The organism is Allokutzneria multivorans, assembly GCF_039537405.1.
GTDB classification, from domain to species: domain Bacteria; phylum Actinomycetota; class Actinomycetes; order Mycobacteriales; family Pseudonocardiaceae; genus Allokutzneria; species Allokutzneria multivorans.
Genome location: NZ_BAABAL010000003.1, coordinates 259,178 through 279,472 on the forward strand (window position 1 = coordinate 259,178; position 20,295 = coordinate 279,472).

24 protein-coding genes and 1 pseudogene are annotated in these 20,295 nt (G+C 69.8%); 16 read left to right on the top strand and 9 right to left on the bottom strand.

The genetic code is table 11. The features are described from left to right. Nucleotides 1-45: 45 nt before the first annotated feature. Nucleotides 46-666 (bottom strand): TetR/AcrR family transcriptional regulator, encoded by a 621-nt coding sequence (locus ABD798_RS01440; protein WP_344870595.1) that lies wholly within the window; start codon nt 664-666, stop codon nt 46-48. 154 nt (nt 667-820) lie between these two features. Between ABD798_RS01440 and groL the strand changes: the two genes are divergently transcribed. After that, nucleotides 821-2,428 carry a chaperonin GroEL gene (gene groL, locus ABD798_RS01445; RefSeq protein ID WP_344870596.1) on the top strand — a complete coding sequence of 536 codons (1,608 nt, stop codon included), beginning with the start codon at nt 821-823 and terminating at the stop codon, nt 2,426-2,428. 4 nt (nt 2,429-2,432) lie between these two features. Here the strand turns inward: groL and ABD798_RS01450 are convergent, their stop codons facing one another. Beyond that, nucleotides 2,433-2,918, bottom strand: coding sequence for an Lrp/AsnC family transcriptional regulator (locus ABD798_RS01450; protein ID WP_344870597.1), 486 nt, complete (start codon nt 2,916-2,918; stop codon nt 2,433-2,435). Between the two features lie 127 nt (nt 2,919-3,045). On the opposite strand from ABD798_RS01450, the gene pdhA reads away from it, so the two are divergent. The 8 genes from pdhA (at nt 3,046) to ABD798_RS01490 (ending at nt 9,466) form a co-directional block, all read left to right on the top strand. Continuing rightward, a complete protein-coding gene (pdhA, locus tag ABD798_RS01455) occupies nt 3,046-4,140 on the top strand; it encodes a pyruvate dehydrogenase (acetyl-transferring) E1 component subunit alpha (RefSeq protein ID WP_344870598.1) in 1,095 nt (364 codons plus the stop codon). Continuing rightward, entirely contained in the window at nt 4,137-5,153 is a 1,017-nt protein-coding gene (locus ABD798_RS01460) for an alpha-ketoacid dehydrogenase subunit beta (protein ID WP_344870599.1), read from the top strand. Before pdhA ends, ABD798_RS01460 begins: the two co-directional genes overlap by 4 nt. Next, the gene (locus ABD798_RS01465) at nt 5,146-6,387 is read left to right on the top strand and encodes a dihydrolipoamide acetyltransferase family protein (protein ID WP_344870600.1); all 1,242 of its coding nucleotides are present in this window, start codon (nt 5,146-5,148) and stop codon (nt 6,385-6,387) included. The genes ABD798_RS01460 and ABD798_RS01465 overlap by 8 nt, the downstream gene beginning before the upstream one ends. An 11-nt stretch (nt 6,388-6,398) precedes the next feature. Next, on the top strand, nt 6,399-6,875 hold the full coding sequence (locus tag ABD798_RS01470; protein WP_344870601.1) for a hypothetical protein: 477 nt from the start codon (nt 6,399-6,401) through the stop codon (nt 6,873-6,875). Between the two features lie 82 nt (nt 6,876-6,957). Then, nucleotides 6,958-7,806, top strand: a complete 849-nt coding sequence (gene lepB / locus ABD798_RS01475) for a signal peptidase I (protein WP_344870602.1) — start codon at nt 6,958-6,960, stop codon at nt 7,804-7,806. A gap of 72 nt (nt 7,807-7,878) precedes the next feature. Continuing rightward, a complete protein-coding gene (locus ABD798_RS01480) occupies nt 7,879-8,448 on the top strand; it encodes a DUF3558 family protein (RefSeq protein ID WP_344870603.1) in 570 nt (189 codons plus the stop codon). Continuing rightward, nucleotides 8,445-8,972: a DUF3558 family protein gene (locus tag ABD798_RS01485; protein WP_344870604.1), complete on the top strand. Its 528-nt coding sequence runs from the start codon at nt 8,445-8,447 to the stop codon at nt 8,970-8,972. Before ABD798_RS01480 ends, ABD798_RS01485 begins: the two co-directional genes overlap by 4 nt. Further along, a complete protein-coding gene (locus ABD798_RS01490) occupies nt 8,969-9,466 on the top strand; it encodes a DUF3558 family protein (protein WP_344870605.1) in 498 nt (165 codons plus the stop codon). The genes ABD798_RS01485 and ABD798_RS01490 overlap by 4 nt, the downstream gene beginning before the upstream one ends. Nucleotide 9,467: 1 nt before the next feature. Here the strand turns inward: ABD798_RS01490 and ABD798_RS01495 are convergent, their stop codons facing one another. Together ABD798_RS01495 and ABD798_RS01500 are read right to left on the bottom strand one after the other, a co-directional pair. Then, on the bottom strand, nt 9,468-10,154 hold the full coding sequence (locus tag ABD798_RS01495; protein ID WP_344870607.1) for an 8-oxoguanine DNA glycosylase OGG fold protein: 687 nt from the start codon (nt 10,152-10,154) through the stop codon (nt 9,468-9,470). Continuing rightward, a complete protein-coding gene (locus ABD798_RS01500) occupies nt 10,151-10,495 on the bottom strand; it encodes a winged helix-turn-helix transcriptional regulator (protein ID WP_344870608.1) in 345 nt (114 codons plus the stop codon). The genes ABD798_RS01495 and ABD798_RS01500 overlap by 4 nt, the downstream gene beginning before the upstream one ends. A 55-nt stretch (nt 10,496-10,550) precedes the next feature. Between ABD798_RS01500 and ABD798_RS01505 the strand changes: the two genes are divergently transcribed. Together ABD798_RS01505 and ABD798_RS01510 are read left to right on the top strand one after the other, a co-directional pair. After that, nucleotides 10,551-11,378 (top strand): SDR family oxidoreductase, encoded by an 828-nt coding sequence (locus tag ABD798_RS01505; RefSeq protein ID WP_344870609.1) that lies wholly within the window; start codon nt 10,551-10,553, stop codon nt 11,376-11,378. Between the two features lie 9 nt (nt 11,379-11,387). Further along, a complete protein-coding gene (locus tag ABD798_RS01510; RefSeq protein ID WP_344870610.1) occupies nt 11,388-11,849 on the top strand; it encodes a DUF6328 family protein in 462 nt (153 codons plus the stop codon). 203 nt (nt 11,850-12,052) lie between these two features. On the opposite strand, the gene ABD798_RS01515 is transcribed toward ABD798_RS01510, so the two are convergent. The 3 genes from ABD798_RS01515 to ABD798_RS01525 are packed head-to-tail and all read right to left on the bottom strand — an operon-like array spanning nt 12,053 to nt 15,813. Then, nucleotides 12,053-13,084 carry an acetate/propionate family kinase gene (locus ABD798_RS01515; protein WP_344870611.1) on the bottom strand — a complete coding sequence of 344 codons (1,032 nt, stop codon included), beginning with the start codon at nt 13,082-13,084 and terminating at the stop codon, nt 12,053-12,055. Further along, nucleotides 13,081-15,321, bottom strand: a complete 2,241-nt coding sequence (locus ABD798_RS01520; protein WP_344870612.1) for a phosphoketolase family protein — start codon at nt 15,319-15,321, stop codon at nt 13,081-13,083. Before ABD798_RS01520 ends, ABD798_RS01515 begins: the two co-directional genes overlap by 4 nt. Nucleotides 15,322-15,372: 51 nt before the next feature. Beyond that, complete coding sequence (locus ABD798_RS01525; RefSeq protein ID WP_344870613.1) at nt 15,373-15,813, bottom strand: helix-turn-helix domain-containing protein; 441 nt, start codon at nt 15,811-15,813, stop codon at nt 15,373-15,375. An 86-nt stretch (nt 15,814-15,899) separates the two neighbouring features. On the opposite strand from ABD798_RS01525, the pseudogene ABD798_RS01530 reads away from it, so the two are divergent. The 5 genes and pseudogenes from ABD798_RS01530 to ABD798_RS01550 all read left to right on the top strand — a co-directional run. Then, nucleotides 15,900-17,063: pseudogene (locus ABD798_RS01530) on the top strand (MFS transporter); the annotation flags it as partial. A 72-nt stretch (nt 17,064-17,135) separates the two neighbouring features. Beyond that, entirely contained in the window at nt 17,136-17,603 is a 468-nt protein-coding gene (locus tag ABD798_RS01535) for an SRPBCC family protein (protein WP_344870712.1), read from the top strand. Continuing rightward, nucleotides 17,600-18,055 carry an SRPBCC family protein gene (locus ABD798_RS01540; protein ID WP_344870614.1) on the top strand — a complete coding sequence of 152 codons (456 nt, stop codon included), beginning with the start codon at nt 17,600-17,602 and terminating at the stop codon, nt 18,053-18,055. Before ABD798_RS01535 ends, ABD798_RS01540 begins: the two co-directional genes overlap by 4 nt. Before the next feature lie 212 nt (nt 18,056-18,267). Next, nucleotides 18,268-18,597 (top strand): hypothetical protein, encoded by a 330-nt coding sequence (locus tag ABD798_RS01545; protein WP_344870615.1) that lies wholly within the window; start codon nt 18,268-18,270, stop codon nt 18,595-18,597. Nucleotides 18,598-18,666: 69 nt separating this feature from the next. After that, entirely contained in the window at nt 18,667-19,020 is a 354-nt protein-coding gene (locus ABD798_RS01550) for a histone-like nucleoid-structuring protein Lsr2 (RefSeq protein WP_344870616.1), read from the top strand. 320 nt (nt 19,021-19,340) lie between these two features. Here the strand turns inward: ABD798_RS01550 and ABD798_RS01555 are convergent, their stop codons facing one another. Both ABD798_RS01555 and ABD798_RS01560 read right to left on the bottom strand, forming a co-directional pair. Then, nucleotides 19,341-19,760 (bottom strand): DUF4383 domain-containing protein, encoded by a 420-nt coding sequence (locus ABD798_RS01555; protein WP_344870617.1) that lies wholly within the window; start codon nt 19,758-19,760, stop codon nt 19,341-19,343. Between the two features lie 41 nt (nt 19,761-19,801). Then, the gene (locus ABD798_RS01560; RefSeq protein WP_344870618.1) at nt 19,802-20,230 is read right to left on the bottom strand and encodes a hypothetical protein; all 429 of its coding nucleotides are present in this window, start codon (nt 20,228-20,230) and stop codon (nt 19,802-19,804) included. Nucleotides 20,231-20,295 lie beyond the last annotated feature (65 nt).

Below are 20,295 nucleotides of genomic sequence, written 5' to 3' on the forward strand. Positions count from 1 at the left end.
GCGGTCAGTATGCGGGATCGAGCGCGCGCAGGAGAGCGGTTTTCGCTAACCGGGGTCGGCGGCGGCCAGGGCGGGGGCTATGCGGGCCAGGGCCTCGTGCAGGCGCTCGGCCAGGGAGCCTTGGGGGACAACGAGAAGCGGGTTGGCGGGGGCGGGGCTGACCCAGCTCTCCAGTGCCACGCGGGCGGCGGCGGAGACGGCCGCGGCCAGGACCGTCGAGGTGAAGGCGGAGCCGGTGCGGGCCTCGATGGCGGCGGCGAGGGGCTGCTCGATCTCGGTGAGGGTCTGCACGAAAGCCTTGCGCAGCGCGGGGTTCGAGGTGATCAGGGTGAGCGCCTCGCCGCTGGGTTCCTCGGCGGAGGTGTACGGGGCGAGCACGGCGGCGATGACGGCCTCGGCCAGGGGCTCGTCGGCGGGGCGGGCGCGCAGCGCGGCGCCGACGCGGAGCGCGCGTTCGGCGGAGAGCGCGGCGACGATGGCCTGCTCCCGGCTGGAGAAGTAGTTGTTGTAGGTCCTGGGCGAGACGCCGGCGGCCTCGGCGATGTCGTCGACGCGCACGTTCTCCGGGCCGTGCTCCATGGCCAGGCGCAGCGCGGCGGCGCTCAGGGCCTCTCGGGTCGCGATCTTCTTGCGTTCGCGCAGGCCACCGGTCTCGTCAGGGCTCATGCGGCCCAGCTTAACCGACGGCGTTGCGTGCGCGCATTTTTGCGTGCACGCAACTTTGTGTACGCTGCGAACGGGTCGGCGCCGTGGTGCAACACCGTCGCGGGTGTCGGCGCCGACCCCCACCCACCGCCCCTGAGCAGCGAGGACAGAAGCAATGGCCAAGATGATCGCGTTTGACGAACAAGCCCGTCGCGGCCTTGAGCGGGGCATGAACACCCTCGCTGACGCCGTCAAGGTGACGCTCGGGCCCAAGGGCCGCAACGTCGTGCTGGAGAAGAAGTGGGGCGCTCCCACGATCACCAACGACGGTGTCTCCATCGCCAAGGAGATCGAGCTCGAGGACCCGTGGGAGAAGATCGGGGCCGAGCTCGTCAAGGAAGTTGCCAAGAAGACCGATGATGTCGCTGGTGATGGCACCACCACCGCGACCGTTCTCGCCCAGGCGCTGGTGCGTGAGGGTCTGCGCAACGTCGCCGCCGGCGCCAACCCGATCGCGTTGAAGCGCGGTATCGAGAAGGCGACCGAGGCTGTTGCCGAGCAGCTGTTGAAGAACGCCAAGGAGGTCGAGACCAAGGAGCAGATCGCTGCCACGGCCTCGATCTCGGCTGCTGACTCCACCATCGGCGAGCTGATCGCCGAGGCGATGGACAAGGTCGGCAAGGAAGGTGTCATCACCGTCGAGGAGAGCAACACCCTCGGGCTCGAGCTGGAGCTCACCGAGGGCATGCGCTTCGACAAGGGCTACCTGGCGCCGCACTTCGTCACCGACACCGACCGGCTGGAGGCGGTGCTGGAGGAGCCGCACCTGCTCTTCGTCGCGGGCCGGATCGCGACCGTGAACGACCTGCTTCCCTTGCTGGAGAAGGTGATGCAGACCGGGCGCCCGCTGGTGGTCATCGCGGAGGACGTGGAGAACGAGCCGCTGGCGACGCTGATCCTCAACAAGCTCAAGGGCACTTTCAAGTCGGTCGCGGTGAAGGCGCCGGGCTTCGGGGACCGCCGCGAGGCGATGTTGCAGGACATGGCGATCCTGACCGGTGGGCAGGTGATCTCCGAGAAAGTGGGGCTGCGCCTGGAGAACACCGACATCGCGCTGCTGGGCTCCGCCCGCAAGGTCGTCATCACCAAGGACGAGACCACGATCGTGGAGGGCTCCGGCGACGCCGAGGCGATCCAGGGCCGTGTCAACCAGATTCGCGCGGAGATCGAGAAGTCGGACTCCGACTACGACCGCGAGAAGCTGCAGGAGCGCCTGGCCAAGCTGGCCGGTGGCGTCGCCGTCATCAAGGCGGGCGCGGCCACCGAGGTCGAGCTCAAGGAGCGCAAGCACCGCATCGAGGACGCGGTGCGCAACGCCAAGGCCGCCGTCGAGGAGGGCATCGTCGCGGGCGGTGGCGTGGCGCTGGTGCAGGCCGGGGCCGTACTGGACGGGCTCGACCTGCACGGCGACGAGGCCACTGGCGCCAACATCGTCAAGGTCGCGCTGGAGGCTCCGCTGAAGCAGATCGCGGTGAACACCGGGCTGGAGCCGGGCGTGGTCGCGGAGAAGGTGCGCGGACTGCCGTCGGGCCACGGGCTGGACGCCGCGACCGAGACCTACGTGGACCTGGTCGCGGCCGGGATCATCGACCCCGCCAAGGTCACGCGCTCCGCGCTGCGCAACGCCGCGTCGATCGCCGCGCTCTTCCTCACCACCGAGGCAGTCGTGGCCGACCAGCCCGACCGCTCCGCCCCCGCCGACCCGAACACCCCCGACTTCTGAGGGGTCAGCTCGCCGGGAGCGGTTGTTGCGGGAGTTCGTCGAGGATGAGCACGGTGTGGCTGGACACCACGTCGGGCATGGTCTGGAAGCGGTTGAGCACGAGGTCGCGCAGGCTCGACGCGTCGCGTGCGCGGACGAGCAGCACCAGGTCGTGCTCGCCGGAGACCAGCGCGCCGTGCCACACCTCGGGGATCTCCAGGATGCGCTGGCGCACGGACTTCCAGGAGTGCTGGCTGACCTTCAGGTGCACGTAGGCCGCGACGCCGAAGCCGTAGCGCTCCGGGTCGACGGTCGCGCTGTAGCCGGTGATCACCCCGTCCCGTTGCAACCGCTCCACCCGGGCGTAGGCGCTGCCCCGGGAGATGTGCAGCTTCTCCGCCAGCGCGCGCATGGACATCCGGGCGTCGGAGCGCAGTTCGGCCACGATCCGCCGGTCGGTGTCGTCGAGCGGGGCGATCGGTGTGCGCTTTGCGGACACTTCACTGGACATATGGCCGACTCTAACCGTTTGCACGAGCCATCTGCCCAGAAAAACGGCCTCCATCTGGAAGAACGGCACCTGCAAATTTCACCATGAGCAGGACGACGCCGTCAGCCAGGTCACAACGGGAGGTCCCATGTCCGTCACCGGCCTTTCCGCACGGGAGCGCTCGCTGCTGCCCACCGATCTTCCGCTGGCCCTGCTCGACCGCAACGGCATACCCGTCGACGACCCGGCGCTGGAGATGCCCGCCGACGAGGTGCTGTTGGAGCTGCACCGGCGCATCGTGATCGGCCGCCGCTTCGACACCCAAGCGACCGCGCTGACCCGGCAGGGGCGCCTCGCGGTCTACCCGTCCTCGCGCGGGCAGGAGGCGTGCGAGGTCGGCGCGGTGCTGGCGCTGCGCGAGCAGGACTGGCTCTTCCCCACCTACCGCGACTCGGTCGCGCTGGTGACCAGGGGAGTCGACCCGGTGCAGACGCTCACCCTGCTCCAGGGCAGCTGGCACCTCGGCTACGACCCGTACGAGCACAAGGTCGGTCCGCAGTGCACCCCGTTGGCCACCAACACCCTGCACGCCGTGGGCCTGGCGCACGCGGCGCGGCTCAAGGGTGAGGACACCGTCGCGCTCGTGCTGCTGGGCGATGGCGCGACGAGCGAGGGCGACACGCACGAGGCCCTCAACTTCGCGGCCGTGTGGAAGGCGCCGGTGGTGTTCCTCGTGCAGAACAACGGCTACGCGATCAGCGTCCCGATGAGCAAGCAGAGCGCCGCGCCGTCCTTGGCGCACAAGGGAATCGGCTACGGCGTGCCGTCGTACCTCATCGATGGCAACGACCCGGCGGGGGTCTACGCGACCGTGCGCGAGGCGATCACCGCCGCCGCTGCCGGAGGTGGGCCCGCGCTGATCGAGGCCAAGACCTACCGCATCGAGGCGCACACCAACGCCGATGACGCCGGGCGCTACCGCGACTCCGAGGAAGTGGCGGCCTGGCTGGACCGCGACCCGCTGGACCGGATCGAGCGCTACCTGAGCACGCGGGGCCTGCTCGACGAGGAACGCCGCGCGGAGATCCAGGCCGAGGCCGAGGACTTCGCCGCGACCGTGCGCGAGGGCATGAACGCCGAGCCCGAGCTGGACCCGGCCCACCTGTTCGCCCACGTCTACGCCCAGCCGACGAAGGCGCTGCGCGAGCAGGCCGCCATGCTCGCCGAGGAGCTCGCGTCATGACAACCGCGCTGCGCAACCAGGAAATGTCCATGTCGGCGGCGCTGAACCGGGCGCTCGCGGACGCGCTCGAAGCCGATGAGCGCGTGCTCGTCTTCGGCGAGGACGTCGGCCCGCTCGGCGGCGTCTTCCGCGTCACCGACGGGCTGAACGCGCGCTTCGGCGAACAGCGCGTCTTCGACACCCCGCTGGCCGAGTCCGGCATCGTCGGCACCGCGATCGGCATGGCGATGAACGGCATGCGGCCCGTGGTGGAGATGCAGTTCGACGCCTTCGCCTACCCCGCGTTCGAGCAGATCACCAGCCACCTGGCGAAGCTGCGCAACCGCACGCGCGGCCGCGTCGAGCTGCCCGTGGTCATCCGCGTGCCCTACGGCGGCGGCATCGGCGGCGTCGAGCACCACTGCGACTCCTCCGAGGCCTACTACACGCACACGCCCGGCCTGCGCGTGGTCACGCCGGGAACGCCCGGTGACGCCTACCAGCTGCTGCGCGACGCGATCGACTCGCCGGACCCGGTGATCTTCCTGGAGCCCAAGCGCCGCTACTGGTCCAAGGGGCCCGTCGCGCTCGACCGCTCCGGGCCCGAGATGGACCGCGCGCTCGTGCGGCGGCCGGGCAAGGACGTCACGCTGATCGCCTACGGCCCGATGGTCGCCACCGCGCTGGAGACCGCGGCGGCCGCGACCGAGGAGGGCTGGGACGTCGAAGTCGTCGACCTGCGCAGCCTTTCGCCGTTCGACGACGAGACGGTCACCGAGTCGGTGCGCCGCACGGGTCGCGCCGTCGTGGTGCACGAGGCTTCCGGGTTCTCCGGCTACGGCGCGGAGGTCGTCGCGCGGGTCACCGAGCGGTGCTTCCACCACCTGCACGCGCCGATCCTGCGCGTCACCGGCTTCGACATCCCTTACCCGCCACCGAAGTTGGAGGAGCACCACCTGCCCGGCGTCGATCGCATCCTCGACGCGATCGGCCGGTTGCAGTGGGACGACGAGGTGGTGGGCTTCCATGGCTGACTTCCTGCTGCCGGACCTCGGCGAGGGCCTGACCGAGGCGGAGATCATCAGCTGGCTGGTCGAGGTCGGTGACACCATCGCGATCGACCAGCCCGTCGTCGAGGTCGAGACGGCCAAGGCGGTCGTGGAGGTGCCCTCGCCGTACTCGGGCGTCGTCACCGCGCGCCACGGTGCCGCGGGCGAAACGCTCTCCGTCGGCTCGGTGCTGCTGAGCGTTGGCGCACAAGGCTTCGCTGAGCCGGGAATCGTCGTGCCCGCGCCGTCGGAGCCGGTGGACGAGGGCAGCGGCAACGTGCTGATCGGCTACGGCACGTCCTCGTCACCGCGCCGTCGTCGACGCGGGCGGGTGAAGCAGGAGACCCCGCAGGTCGCTCCGAGCGCCGAGCCCGCGGAGACAAGGGGCGGACCCGCGAGCGGTCCTCCGGTGATCTCACCGTTGGTGCGCCGCCTGGCCAAGGACAACGGCATCGACCTGACGGCGGTGCGCGGCAGCGGTCCGGGCGGAGTGGTGCGGCGCTGCGACGTTGAGCGGGCCATGGCGAAGCCGGTGGTCTCGGTAGCGACTGGTGAGCGTCGGATTCCCTTGAAGGGACTGCGAAAGACCGTCGCCGACAAGCTCAGCGCCTCGCGCAGGGAGATCCCCGAGGCGACGGTGTGGGTGGACGTCGACGCGACCGAGTTGATGGCCGCGCGCGCCGCGCTCGACGGGGTCAGCCTCCTGGCGCTGTTCGCGCGCTTCGCGGTGCTGGGCCTGCGCCGGTTCCCCGAGCTGAACTCGCGGGTCGAGGGCGAGGAGATCGTGGTGCTGGACGACGTGCACCTGGGCTTCGCCGCGCAGACCGATCGCGGACTCGTCGTTCCTGTTGTGCGAGAAGCGAACAAGCTGACCACGGCGGGGCTGTCGGCGGCGCTCGCCGACCGCACCTCCGCCGCGCGCGAGGGCAAGCTCGGGCCCGCCGAGCTGACCGGCGGCACGTTCACGGTGAACAACTACGGCGTGTTCGGCGTGGACGGTTCGGCGGCGATCATCAACCATCCCGAGGCCGCGATCCTCGGCCTGGGGCGGATCATCGACCGGCCGTGGGTGGTCGACGGGCAACTTGCGGTTCGCAAGATCACCGAACTGACGCTCGCGTTCGACCACCGGGTCTGCGACGGCGCCACAGCAGGCGGTTTCCTGAGATACGTGGCCGACTGCGTGGAGGCTCCCGTCCGGGCGCTCGCCGACCTATAGGGTCAGGCGGCATGGACGATCTCGCCTGCCTGAGTCCGCCGGAGCGGGTGCGGCGGTGGGCGCAGTTGCTGGAACAGGTCGACACCCGGCTCCGGGACCGCGCGGACGGGCGGGTGGACTGGGTGCGGCTCAAGCTGAACCTGATCCGCAAGGGCCGCGCCATGGAGGTCTACTCGGCGGCGGAAGCGGCGGTGCGCACCGCGGCCTTCGTCGCCGAGCTGCACCGCGGTGGCATCGCCGACGAAGTGGCCGAGGTCCTGCCGTCGGCCGACGAGCTGGTGCGCGCCTGCCTCGCGGAGATCCCGATCCCGCCGGAACGGGTGCTGACCAGGGGTGTTCTCGACGACCTCGACGTGGGCGCGATCCGCACCAGCAGGCAGGCGAAGATCCTGGTCGAGGCGGCCGAGCAGCACACCGCCCGGCTGCGCGATCCCCGGCTGGCCGCCGAACTGCGCCGCTGGAGCTCGCTCAAGCCCCGGCTGGTCTGACACCGGCTGGTCTGGCACCGTCCACTGTGGACTGTACTGGGAGCTGAAAACCTGTCAGCTCCGATCTGCGTACCCTGGCGCGGTGACCGACGTACAGCCCGCGCAGCCCTCGCCGCCCGCCGAGGACGAGAAGCCCGAGACGACCGAGCGGCCCGGGAAGAAGTCCTCCTTCTGGCGCGAGCTGCCGATCCTGATCGTCACCGCGCTGGTGCTGGCGTTCCTGATCCAGACCTTCATCGCGCGGGTCTACGTGATCCCGTCCCAGTCGATGGAGACCACGCTGCACGGCTGCCCCGGCTGCACCAACGACCGCGTGCTGGTGGACAAGGTGATCCACCGCTTCACCGACATCGAGCCCGGCGAGGTCGTGGTCTTCCGCGGCCCCGAGTCCTGGACCAGCAACCACGTCGCCGAACCCGACGACGGCTGGGGCTGGCTGCGCGACTTCGGCTCGCTGTTCGGGATGCCCGCCGCCAACGAGCGCGACTTCGTCAAGCGCGTGATCGCCGTCGCCGGGCAGAAGGTCGAGTGCTGCACCCCGGACAACCGCGTGATCGTGGACGGGAAGCCGCTCACCGAGCCCTACGTCCACTACCAGGAGGGCTTCGACGACAAGCAGATCGCCTTCGGTCCCGTCGTCGTCCCGCCCGGCCACCTCTGGATGATGGGCGACAACCGTCCCAATTCACGTGACTCGCGCGCCGCGGGCCAGGGGCCGGTGCCGGTGGGCAACGTGATCGGCAAGGTCCGCGCGATCGTCCTCCCACCCAGCCGCTGGCAGGCCATCGATCACCCGAACCCGCAGGTGGTCGCGCTGAGCGCGCCCGCGTGGCAGTCCGCGATCCCGCTCGGTCTCGGCCTCGCGGGTGCGTGGCCCGCGCTGTGGGTGACTCGCCGTACCAGCCGGTTGTTGCGCTCCCGCATGATCTGAGCGGATTTGTCGTTCCCCGCGAACTGAAACGACTTCCGGAGTAGGGTCCCGGGATCTGATGTTGGGGGATTGATGCAATTCAAGGATCTGCTGGGGCGATTCGTTCCTTTCTTCGCCATGGGCGCCGTGCTGGTGTCGGGGTGCACCACGACGACGAGCGGGGAGCCCTCGCCCGGCGAAGTGCCGCCGACGACCGACGCCGCGCCGAGCACGACCAGGAACAGAAGCGGTGGTGGTGGTGGTGCTTCGGCCGCCATCGACCCGTGCACGCTCGTGCTGATCGGCGACCTGGCCGGCTACGGCACGTTCAAGGGCCCCACGACCGACACCATCGGCGGCTCCCGGGGCTGCAACTACGTGCAGACCGGGAGCGACTCCGAGCCGAAGTTCGCGCTCAGCGTCGCCATCCGGGACCGTGACGGCATCAACCTGGTCAGCGACAGGGGCTTCGGGAAGTCCGACGGCGAGCTGAGCGGCCGCAAGACCGCCAAGGTGCCGACCTCCGCCAAGAACTGCATGTTCGTGCTCGCGATCGGCGAGGGCTCCCGGGTCGACGTGGTCATCGCGAGTCAGGAGTCCGCGCGGTCCTGCCAGGTCGCCGAACAGCTCGGCGCCGTGGTCGAGCCGAGGTTGCCGAAATGAGGGCCGCAGCGGTGTTCGTGGTCGCCGCCGCGCTGTTGTCCGGGTGCGCCACGACGGTGAACGGGACGCCGTCGCCCGATGAGGTGCCGACCTTGACTTCGCCCGCGCCCACGGGCGGCGGCGGGTCGACCGCGCTGGACCCGTGCACGCTCCTCAAGATGAGTGATCTGACCAGCTACGGCACGTTCAAGGGGCCGACGCGGGAAGACATCGGTGGCTCCCGCGGGTGCAACTACACGCAGACCGGGGTGTACGCCTCGGACCCGAGCTTCGCGATCAGCGTCGGCATCCGGGACAGCCAGAGCGCCGAGTCGGTCAACGACAAGGGGCGCGGCAAGATCTCCGGGAACGTCAACGGCCGCAAGGCGTTCAAGGTGCCCCAGTCCTCCCAGGACTGCATCTTCGTGCTCGCGCTCGGGGACAGCGCCCGGGTCGACGTGGTCATCGCAGGCCAGGAGGTCGAGAGGTCGTGCACGCTCGCCGAGAAGTTCGCCGACGTGGTCGAGCCGAGGTTGCCGAAGTGAGGGCCGCGGCGGTGTTCGTCGTCTCTGCCGCGCTGCTCTCCGGCTGTGCGTCGGCGGCGAGCGGCAGTTCCGCGCCCGCCGATAGGCCGATGCCGGTCGCGTTGCTCGATCCGTGCGCGCTGATCCAGCCCAGCGACCTGGCCGGGCACGGCGCGTTTAAGGCACAGGAGCGGTACGAGGTGGACGATGCCCGCATCTGTTCCTACAGCAGGGACGGGGCCTCTGGTTTCGAGCAGCGCTTCATGGTGAGCGTGGGCATCCGGGACGACCAGAACGCCGACTCGGTTCAGGAGCGGGGACGCGGCAGGACTCTGGGGAACGTCAACGGCCGCAAGACGGTCAAGGTTCCGAGCACAGCGTTCGACTGCCTCCTCGTTGTCGCGATCGACGAGAAGTCCCGAGCTGACATCCTCATCCTCGGCACCGGCATGGACTCGTGCGCGCTCGCCGAACAGCTCGCCGACGTGGTCGAGCCGAGGCTGCCGAAGCGGTAGGTCAGCGCGTGTAGTGCGAGCCGAGCGCCTGGCCGGCGGCGGAGAGCGTGCGCTCGACGAGGTCGGTCGCCGTGCCCTTGCGCCAGCGCTCGGCCCACTCGGCGGCGTAGCCGAGGTAGTCGCCGTACTGCTCCGGCGACCACGGGCCGTCCATGCCCCAGTCCGAGCCGCGCAGCGCGTTCATCGCGATCACCACGTGCTCGTCCAGGATCAGCGGGCCCTTCTTGCCGTCGAAGGCCGCGAAGTACAGGACCTTGGTGAAGCCGGAACCAGGCAGCCGGGCGAGCGCGTGCGAACCCTTCCTGGTCAGCATCGCGAAACCGGTGATCGGACCGTCCTCGCGGGTCGCACGCACAGCGGCGGCGAGGTTGGGCCCGACCGTGTCGGGGTTGTGGCCGAAGACCATGCCGAGCTTCACCGCGCCGCGCTGCTTCGGCCCCGATGCCCAGACCGAGGCGGCGACGAGCGTGTGCACGGCGCCCAGCTCGTCGTCGGCGCGGCGGGCGATCTGGAAGACCGTGCGCCGGTCCACGGTCCCGGTCTCCAGCTCCGGCGGCCAGAACGCGGGGTCGGGCAGTTGCGGCAGCCAGTGCAGCTTGTTGAAGCCGACCTTCTGCCGCAGCAGGTACACGCTGTCGCGGACGGGCGGGGTCCCGCGGAAGACCTTGTCGAAGTCCAGGGCGCTCACCGTCGAACGGTATCGAGGCTCAACGGCAGATCGCGGTCGGCCCACTCCGCCATCGTGTCGAGCACCTTCTTCAGCCGCGCCCCGGCCTCGGTCAGCTCGTACTCGACCCTCGGCGGCACCTCGGCGTAGGCGGTTCGTGTGACCAGACCCGTCTCTTCGAGGCGTTTCAGCCGCGCGGACAGCGTCTTCGGGCTGATCCCGGGCAGTCCGGCGCGCAGCTCGGTGAACCGCTTCGGCCCGTCGAGCAGGTCGCGCACGACCAGTGTCGCCCACGGCCCCTCCAGCACGACGAGGAACCGGGCAATGGGGCATTCCGGCAAATTGTGACCCGGCTCACTCACTCCGACTCCAATAGTTCATTTGAGGTAACTGATTCCCCATCGGAACCATAGCGGCATGACCACGATTGTTCACGGAGTCACCGGCGCCCAGGGCGCACCCGTCGTGCAAGCCCTCGAAGCCGCTGGGCTGCCGGTGCGCGGACTGTCCCGCGCTCAGGGCGACCTCGACGACCGCGCCGCGCTCGCCGCCGCCTACGAGGGCGCGACCGGCGCCTTCATCCACTTCCCGATCACCCCCGATCCGGCGGCCCCGGCGCGCTGGGCGGCGAACCTGGCGGCCGTCGCCCGCCCGGAGCGCGCGGTGATCTCCACCAGTGGCGGCGTTCCCGGCGATGCCGCCTCGCCGTTCGGGGCCTCGCGGCTCAGCGCGCTGGGGGAGCTCGCCGAGCGGCTGCGCGACGCCGGAGTCGTGGTGACCGTGCTCGCGCCGCGACTGTTCCTGGAGAACCTGCTGCTCCCGCCCGTCCAGGAAAGCCTTGCGCGTGAACAGGTTCTGACCTATCCCGTGGCCGCTGAGCGACCTGTCGCGTGGTCGAGCCACCTGGACGTCGCCGATGCGGCGGTCGCCGCGCTCACCCACGCCACACCACCGTCCTTTGTGGATGTTGGCGCGGTTCCCGGGCTGAGCGGCGCCGACCTCGCCGCACAGCACGGCACCTCGGTGACCTACCGCGCGATGTCGCCCGTGGAGTTCGGCGGTGTGCTCGCACCGATCCTCGGTTCCGGTGCCGCAGCTGGGATTCAGGGGCTCTACCAGGCGGTCGCGGCCCACCCGGAGGCGCTGGCGTTCACCGCCGAGACCGGGACGGAGAAGCTGCTCGGCGTGCGGACGCGGTCCGTGCGCGCCTGGCTGGAGGGGTTGAGCGCTCACCCCGTCGGGTAGTCAGGGCCGGTGAGCAGGCCGGAGGAGTCCGAACAGCGTCAGCTCGCCCGCAACCTCAGCGAGCTGCTCCAGGAACTGCGCGTCGCCCAGGGCGGCGTGCAGATCCTGTTCGGGTTCCTGCTCTCCATCGCCTTCAGCGACCGCTACGAGGACGTCGACGGCTACATCAGGTCGCTGCACCTGATCACCGTCGTCCTCGCGGCGGTCGCCGTCGCGCTGCTGACCGCACCCGCCGCGTGGCACCGCCTGCTGTTCCGTCAGGGCATGCGCAAGGAGATCATCGAGACCGCCAACGTCTTCGCGATCACCGGCATGGTGTTCCTGGCGCTCGCGATGATCGGGACGGTGCTGCTGCTCGGGGAAGCCATCGTCGGCGGCTGGCTCGCGGTGGCGATCGGAGTGCTCGCGCTCGTCGGCTTCGGGACGCTGTGGTTCCTGCTGCCGCTGCTGCGCAGGAATCGCGGCCGCTAGTCGCGTTCGGGTTCACCAGTCTTCAAGACCCGCAAACCCCCGTCCCAGCAGTCCGCAACGACAGCAAACCCTCTCAGGGGTCCCGGGTTTGCTGCGGTTGGCGATGATCGACAGGGGGGTTCGGTGGTCTTGAAGACATGCGAACGTGGCGGTGCGAGACGAAAAGTCACCCCGGAGGGGCCGCATCGGTTGCGTGATCTGGGTCACTCGGTGAGTGCGGCGACGGTCTCGCGGTGGAGCTGCAACTCCTCCCTGGGCTCCACCACGAGCACGCGCATCGTTACGCTGAGCACGCCGAGCCGCGCTAGCACGGCCTCGCGCACTTCTGGCTGGTCCCAACCGATCTCTCCGGTGAAGACCAGCGCGTCGACGCGGTCCAGGCTCGTCGCGGCGGCGGCCAGCTCACGGCTCGTCCGATGGGCGAAGACGCGCAGCGCGAGGTCGGCGTCCACGTCGCCCCCGGCCGCCGCCCGCACGAGGTCGCGGGTGTCGGGGGAGCCACCGAGGCCGAGCAGGCCGGAGCCGGTGTGCAGCCCGTCGGCCAGCTCGTCGAGGCTGAGCTTGTTCTCCCGCAACAACCACAGCAGCATGCCGGGGTCCACGCTGCCGCTGCGCTTGGCCATGGGCAGGCCCTCCAGCGGCGTGAAGCCCATCGACGTGTCGACGCTGCGGCCCTCGCGGAACGCGCACACCGAACTCCCGCCGCCGAGGTGGGCGAGCAGCAGGCTCAGCTCGTCAACGGGCCGCTCCAGCTCGTCGGCCGCCTTGCTGACGGCCCATCCGTAGGAGAGGCCGTGAAAACCGTAGCGCCGCAACCCGTAGCGCTCGCGCCACTCCTTCGGCAGCGCGTAGGTGGCCGCCACCTCGGGCAGTCCACTGTGGAACGCCGTGTCCGGGCACAGCACGTGCGGCACCGCGAGGCGTGCTCTGAGCTTGTCGAGCAGGGCCAGGCTCGCGGGCACGTGCAGCGGTGCGAGCGAGGCGAACTCCCGAACCGAGTCGATCGCGGCGTCGGAAGCGATCAGCGGCGCGGTGACCTCGGGGCCGCCGTGCACGATCCGGTGGCCGACCGCATCGATGTCCTCGTTGCGGGACATAAGCTCTTCCAGCTCGCGTACGGCGTCATCGGACTCGGGGCGCTGCTCCACGTGCATGGAGTCGATCACACGATCGTCGGTGATCACGTGCGCCTGCAAGCTGGACGATCCCGGGTTGATCGTCAGGACGCGGCTCACGCCGACCACTCCCACTCCGTGATCTCCGGGGAGTCCTCGCCTTCGCGATAGGCGTACTCCTTGAGCGCGTCGCGTCGGCTGAGCAGTTCCTGCGCGACACCGTCGTCGCCCCGTGTGCGCCGCACCGCGTCGGCGGCCAGGTCGTAACGGCTCATCTTGTTGCTCACCAACAGGTCGAAGGGCGTCGTGGTGGTGCCCTCCTCCAAGTAGCCGTGCACGTGGAAGCGGCTCGGGTCAGGCCTGCCGTGCAGCACCTCGTGCACCGCCGAGGGGTAGCCGTGGAAGGCGAAGACCACCGGCACGTCCTCGCCGAAGCACGCGGTGAAGTCCTCCGCGCTCATCCCGTGCGGGTGTCTGTCCGGAGTGGACAGTGCGAGCAGATCCACCACGTTGACCACGCGCACCCGCATGCCGGGCGCCTGGCTGCGCAACAACCACGCCGCGGCAAGGGTTTCCACGGTCGGAACGCCTCCGGCGCAGGCGAGCACCACTTCGGGGTCCTCGTGGCTGGCCCACTCCCAGACGCCCGCGCCTGCTCGGCAGTGGCGTTCGGCCTCGGCCAGATCCAGCCACTGCGGCGCCGAGTTCTTGCCCGCCACCACCAGGTTGATGCGGTCCGTGGTGGCGAGGCAGTGCCGCATCGTCACGAGCAGCGTGTTCGCGTCCGGCGGCAGGTAGACGCGGGTCACCGAGGCCTTCTTCGTCAGCAGGTTGTTCAGGAAACCCGGCCCTTGGTGGCTGTAGCCGTTGTGCTCCTGGCGCCAACCCTCGCTGGTCAACAGGTAGTTCAGGCTCGCGACCGGGGCGCGCCACGAGACCTCGCCCGCCATCTTGAGGAACTTCGCGTACTGGTTGACCATGCTGTCCACAATGGAGGCGAACGCCTCGTAGCACGGGAACAGGCCGTGCCGCCCGGTGAGCAGGTAGCCCTGGAGCCAGCCCTGGCACAGGTGCTCCGACAACACCTCCATCACCCGCCCGTCGCGGGACATGTGCTCGGAGTGCTCGGTGAGCGGCCACGTGAACGCGCGCCCGGTCGCCGCCAGCACCGCGTCGAGCTTGTTGGACGCCAGCTCGTCCGGGCACATGATCCGGAAGTCCCGCCGCTGCTCGGTGGCGCGCATCAACTCCGCGAGCCACTCGCCGGTGGTGCCGGTCGCGCTCGCGGTGACCGAGCCCGGCTCGTCCACGTCGACAGCGAACTCCGCCAGCTCGGGCAACGGCAGCTCGCGCCGCAGCCGCCCGCCGTTGGCCTGCGGCACCCGGCCGAGCCGGAGCTCCTGCGGCGGAAGGACTTCCAGCAGGTCGTCGGCGGGCACGCCGTCCTCGTCGAAGAGTTCCTCCGGGCGGTAGGACCGCAGCCACGCCTCGATCTCGGGCAGCTGCTCCGCGCTCAGCGGCACCTGGTGGGCGTGGAAGGTCCCGCCGCCCGCGTCCTCCGGCAGGCCCCATCCCTTGGGGCTGCGCAACAGGATCATCGGCCGCTGCGCGAGTTCCGCGTGCGCCTTGTCCAGCGTCTCGGCCAGCAGCCGGTCGGGGTCGTCGGTCCGCCGCACGTCGACGATCCGGGGCGTCCAGCCCGCGCCCCGGAAGTAGTCCGTCAGCTCCTCGTCGGACATGCACGCGTATATCGTCGGCGAGGAGATCTTGGATCCGTTGAGGTGAAGCACGGGCAGGACCGAGCCGCAGGTACCCGGATCGAGGAACTTCGTGGCGTGCCAGGACCCCGCAGTGGGGCCGGTCTCGGCTTCGCCATCACCGACGATGCAGGCCACCAGGAGGTCCGGATCGTCCAGCGCCGCGCCGAACGCGGTGGCCAGCGCGTAGCCCAGCTCGCCGCCCTCGTGCACCACGCCGGGGACTTCGGGGGAGAGGTGGCTGGGGAACCCGCCCGGCCACGAGAATCCCTTGATCAGCTCGGCGAGCGTCAGATCGGGGTCGACAACCGAGTGCGTGCCCTCCAGCCAGAGGTTCGCGTGCACGGCTGGCGCTCCGTGGCCCGGGCCGGTGACCAGCAACGTCCGCTGCCCGGTACGCCGGACCAGACCGTTGAGTCCACTGTAGACGAACGTGATCCCTGGGCACGTTCCCCAGTGGCCCAGCAGCCGGGGTTTGAGGTGTTCGGGCCGCAGCGGCTCGCGCAGCAGCACGTTGCCGCGCAGGTAGATCATCGCCGCCGCGAGGTAGTCGCAGGCCCTGCGGTAACGCCGGACGGTGTCGGTACTGGGTGTCTGCACGACCGTCGGTTACCCGGTGTTCCCGTCGCCGACGCACACGGGCCGAGTGAGTCACCCCGGGTGCGTCGAGATCAGCAGGATCGCGTCGAGCAGTCGCCACCAGTCCGGTTCGGCGAGGTCCCTGCCCAGCACGGGGGCGAGCAGGCTCGCCGCGCTGAGCAGTCGCGCGGCGAACTCCTGCGGGTCCCGCCCGAGTCCTTCGGCAGCTGTCGCAACGGTGGCCCGGAATCGACGGCTCCGGCTCAGGCGTGTCAGTTCTTTGGGCACGGGCGCGGCCGGTGTCCCCTGTGGCGAGCCCAGCTCGATCCGCAGTTCGGTGCCGAGCGCCGAAGCCAGGCTGCTCAACGCTCGCAGGGTCGGGTTTCCCCGGCCGTTCTCCAGATTGGCGATGTAGGGCACCGACAGTCCGGCGTCGGCCGCGACCGAGGCCACGGTGCGTCCGCTCGCCGTGCGCAGCGCGCGCAGTTGGGTTCCGATCTGCTCGTCCCGCACCGGAGCTCCTATCTTGACAGAACACTCGTCGGTCGACGTATCTTCTCACAGGATTATTCGACGGGGGTGGGGCAGTGCTGGAAGCGGTGCGGATCCGGGATTTCCGGCTGCTCTGGGGCGCACGGCTGGTGGCGGCGCTCGGGTCGTGGCTGCTGGTGATCGCCATCCCGGCGCACGTCTTCCACATCACCGGGTCGTTGGTGGCGACCGGGTTCACGCTGGTCGCGGAGTTCCTGCCGCCCCTGGTGCTGGGCCCGGTGGCGGGCGCGCTGGCCGACCGGTGGGACCGGCGACGAGTCATGATCTGCGCCGACCTGGTCCGTGCGGCGGTGATCACGCTGATGGTGTTCGCCACCGAGGAGAGCTCGCTGTGGCTGGTCTACCTCGCGCTCCTCGCGGAGAGCGCCGCCGCCACCGTGTTCCGGCCCGCGGCGCAGGCGCACACTCCGGCGGTCGTCGGTACCGGTTCCGCGCTGAGCGGCGCCCAGTCGCTGAACGCGGTCACCGACGGGATCGTCCGGCTCGTCGGCCCACCCGCCGGAGCCGCCCTGCTCACGTTGGCGGGCTTCGAGTTCCTCGTCCTGCTCGACTGCGCGAGCTACCTGGTCTCGGCGGCCGCGATCGCGGCGACCGCACCCCGTCCGCATCCACCCGGCGAGCGCAGAGCCGTTCTCGCGGAGATCGCCGGTGGCCTGCGCGTGCTGCGTGGAGTGCCGATCGCGTTGGCTCTGCTGCCCTTCACCGCGATCTTCCTCGCGGCCAACGCCTCGCTGAGCGCACTGCTGGTGCCCTTCGGCGTGCGGCAGCTCGGTGGTAGTGAGCAGATCGGCTTCGTCAGCTCGGCTCTGGGAGTGGGGTTCCTGCTCGGCGCGGTGGTCATTCGGCACTGCGTCGACCGTTTCCCACCCGGCCGCCTCTTCGCGGCGAGCCAGTTCGCCACCGCGATCGCGTTCTTCGTCCTGTTCGACTCGATGACGATGACCGTCGCTCTGCCCGCCGCCGTGGCCGTCGGCGTCTTCGGTTCGATGACCGTCGTGACACCGCAGGTGGCCTTGCAACGCGCTGTGCCGAACGAGGTTCTTGGCCGGATCAGCGCGGTCTTCCTGTCCGCCGAGGCGCTGGCGGCGCTGCTCGGCGCGCTGGCCGGTCCGGCACTCGCCCAGGGGTTCTCGCTGCGCGCGGCGATGGTGACCGCGTGTCTGGTGACGGCGTTCAGCGCGTTGGCCAGCGCGATGTTGATCCCTGAGCCCACGGTGTTTCCGTCCTCGATGCGCGGGTATCGCCTTCAGGAGAGCGAAATCCGCGATATGACGGGAGACCACATGAGCGTGATCGAGGAACAGGTCGAAGTCCACGTGCCGGTGCGCACCGCGTACGACCAGTGGACCCAGTTCGAGTCGTTCCCGAAGTTCATGGATGGCGTCGAGCGGGTTGAACAGCGGACGAACACGCTGACCCACTGGCACGCCTCCATCGCGGGGGTGGACCGCGAGTTCGACGCGGAGATCCTGCACCAGGTGCCCGACGAAAGGGTGTCGTGGAGTGTGCTCTCCGGGCCGAAGCACAAGGGCACGGTGTCCTTCACCCCGCAGGACGCGACGCACACCAAGGTGTCGCTGCGGATCGAGTACGAGCCCGAGGGCTTCGTGGAGAACGTCGGCGACAAGCTCGGCATCGTGCAGAGCAGGGTGCGCGGAGATCTCAAGCGCTTCAAGGAGTTCATCGAGCAGCGCGGCGCGGAGACCGGCGCGTGGCGAGGTGAGGTCAAGCCCGGGGATTCGCGGCTGTGACCGAGATCTGCGGTCGCACCAAGGTCATCGCCCCGGTCGAGGTCGTGCGGTCGCACTGGCGACGCGTGGAGTCCTTCCCGGAGTTCATGCTCGGAGTGCGTTCCGTGCGGCGCGAGGCCGATGAGCTGACCACGTGGCGGCTGGACGATCACGAGATCCCCGTGCGCGTGAAGACGAGCGACCGAGGCATCTCGTGGTCCACAGTGGACGGTCCAAGGTACGAGGTGGTCGTGCTCTGGCGAGCGCTTCCCGGCGACAGGACCCGCCTGACGTGGCGGATCTGGGTTGACGAGGACAGCGAACTGGGTACACCGAGAGAGCTCGCCGCGCGTTTCAGGGGCGACCTGGAGCGCTTCGCCGATCGCATGGTCTCGATCCGGGGCCTGCGCATCGATCACGGCGAGGCTTGGCTGAAGGACCCTTACGGCGGACGCCAACCGGTTGCGCTGTAAGGATGACCGCGAGGGCGGGGTGTGGGCTGGCGCCCGTACCCCGCCCAGCCGTCTGTTCAGCTCCGGACTCGGGGGAGAGGATCGCGACGGCGAGCCCGCGTCGTCGGCCTTCGCGGCAGAGCAGCGGGGGTTTGGGGCGGTTAACGATGATCAACAGAGGGGTTCGCTGGTCTTGAAGACACCCCACCCCGAGCCAGCTCAAGGCCGGACAGGTGCTGTCGCAGCTCGCCCGGCACCTCGACGGCCACACCGCCGCGCGCTCGACAGGAGACCCCAGGGCGCTCGCGCTCGCCCTCGAAGGGCTCGCGGGCGCGCACAGCCTTTCCAGGAATTTTTCACAGGCGGCCCGGATGCTGGGAGCGGCGCACGCGTTGCGCGAATCCGCCGGTGCGCCGTTGCCACCAGCAGAAAGCGCTGACTTCGAGCGGATCTCGCACCGCATCCGCGCCGCGCTCGGCCCGTCGGCCTTTGCCGAAGCATTCCGGCTGGAAGGCGAATTCGATGCGGATGACATCCTCCGGCTGGGTCAAGGGTTGGAGTGAGTTGTTCTTTTTTGCTAGGGTTGTTTCGTACACGATATTCAGACAACTTCTCTCCTTGGGTGATGTCGCATGGCGCAGCGCACTGTTGTGCAGTTGATCGATGATCTGGACGGCACGAGCAGCGAGGACATCTCGCGTATCGAGTTCGGCCTCGACGGTCTGACCTATGAGATCGACCTCAATGAGGAGAACTCGGCGAAACTGCGCGCCGTCCTCGAACCGTTCGTGGCCAGCGGCCGCAGGCTCGGTGGCCGGGCCAAGCGCGGCACCCGCCTCGGCGCGCCCGCTTCGGGCCGCAGCAAGGACGAGACCAGGGCCATTCGCGAGTGGGCCAAGGCCAACGGGCACGAGGTCTCCGACCGGGGCCGCATCCCGAGCACGGTGATCGAGGCCTACGAGACGGCGAACCCCGCCGCGGCGTGAGCTCTTTCGACCCCCGGCGGACGCCGGAGCACTTTCGGTAAAGAAAGTCTTCCGGCCTCCGCCGGTTTTCGCTCGGCACCTCGGCGGGCGAGCGCGCGGATTGGTCTCGCGCGGGTGTCCCGTCTCACCCCGGCGCGGAGATAGTCCAGTACCGGGCGCATGATCACCTCACCAGGCAGGATCGCCGGGCGGATAGGCCGATTGTCGCGGTCCGGATACGGTCGGCCACCTTATCGGCGTGCGCGTGCTCGACGCGCTGCCGAAGAAGGCGGCAGTTCCCCATTCGCCCGGATCAGGGCGGGCCGAACCGTTTCGCGTTTCTAGCGGGAGCGCGCCGTCACCAGGCCGAGCAGCACCATCGCGACGCCGAGCCCGAAGTGCAGCCAGTCGTCGGCGGCGTTGAGCGGCACCGCGTTGGCCGGGCTCGCGTCCTCGGTGAGCAGGCCGTAGCCCCACAGCCCCAGGCACAGCGCGCCGCCACCGATCAGGTAGAGCCGCGCGGAGGCCGGTTCCTTGCCGAACACCAGGCCGCCGACGCCGAAGGCCAAGTGCACGACGTTGAGCAGCAAGGACACGGCGAAGACGCCGAACAACATCGCCGCGGAGTCCTGCCCGGCCATCCGCAACCGCTCGTAGCCGGTGGTCGCACCCGGGACGAACCCGAGGATGCCCAGCGCGAGGAAGACCCCGCCGACCCACGCCGCGACGGGCTGCACGGTCGCGCGGATCTCTTGCGTCATGCGCTCCGGCTACCCGGGGCCCACCACCACAAACGCCGCCGTCACCCGGCGAGCAGGTGGCGCGGTTGGTAGCTGTAGGCGCTCAACGGGACGGAGACGCGCAGTCCTCTGGTCCGCACCTGTTCTCGCGGTGGCGCGAGGCGCGATTCCAGCGAGGTCAGCGCGGCGAGGTGGATCGAGGTCTTGTCCCACGCCCCGCACGGCCACGCGACGTGGCGGCGCAGCACGGTGGTCCGGCACGACGGGCAGGTGTAGCCGCGACTGGGGTGGTCGACTGGCCGGTGCTCGTCCAGGATCGAGCGCCACCAGGTGATGCCGAAGCGCAGCTGCTGGCGCAGGGAGACGACTTCGGGATCGCTGAGCACGGAGCGGTCGGCGAGGGCGTTCAGCGTCGTGTAGACGGCGGCGACCAGGGTGTCGAGGTAGGGGACCGGTGGAGCGGAACCGGGGCGATCGGATGAGATCGTCATCGTGCCTCCCTCTGCGGCGGCGTGTCCCTGCCGGGACGGCCCGTCACCAGAAGACGAGGATGTCG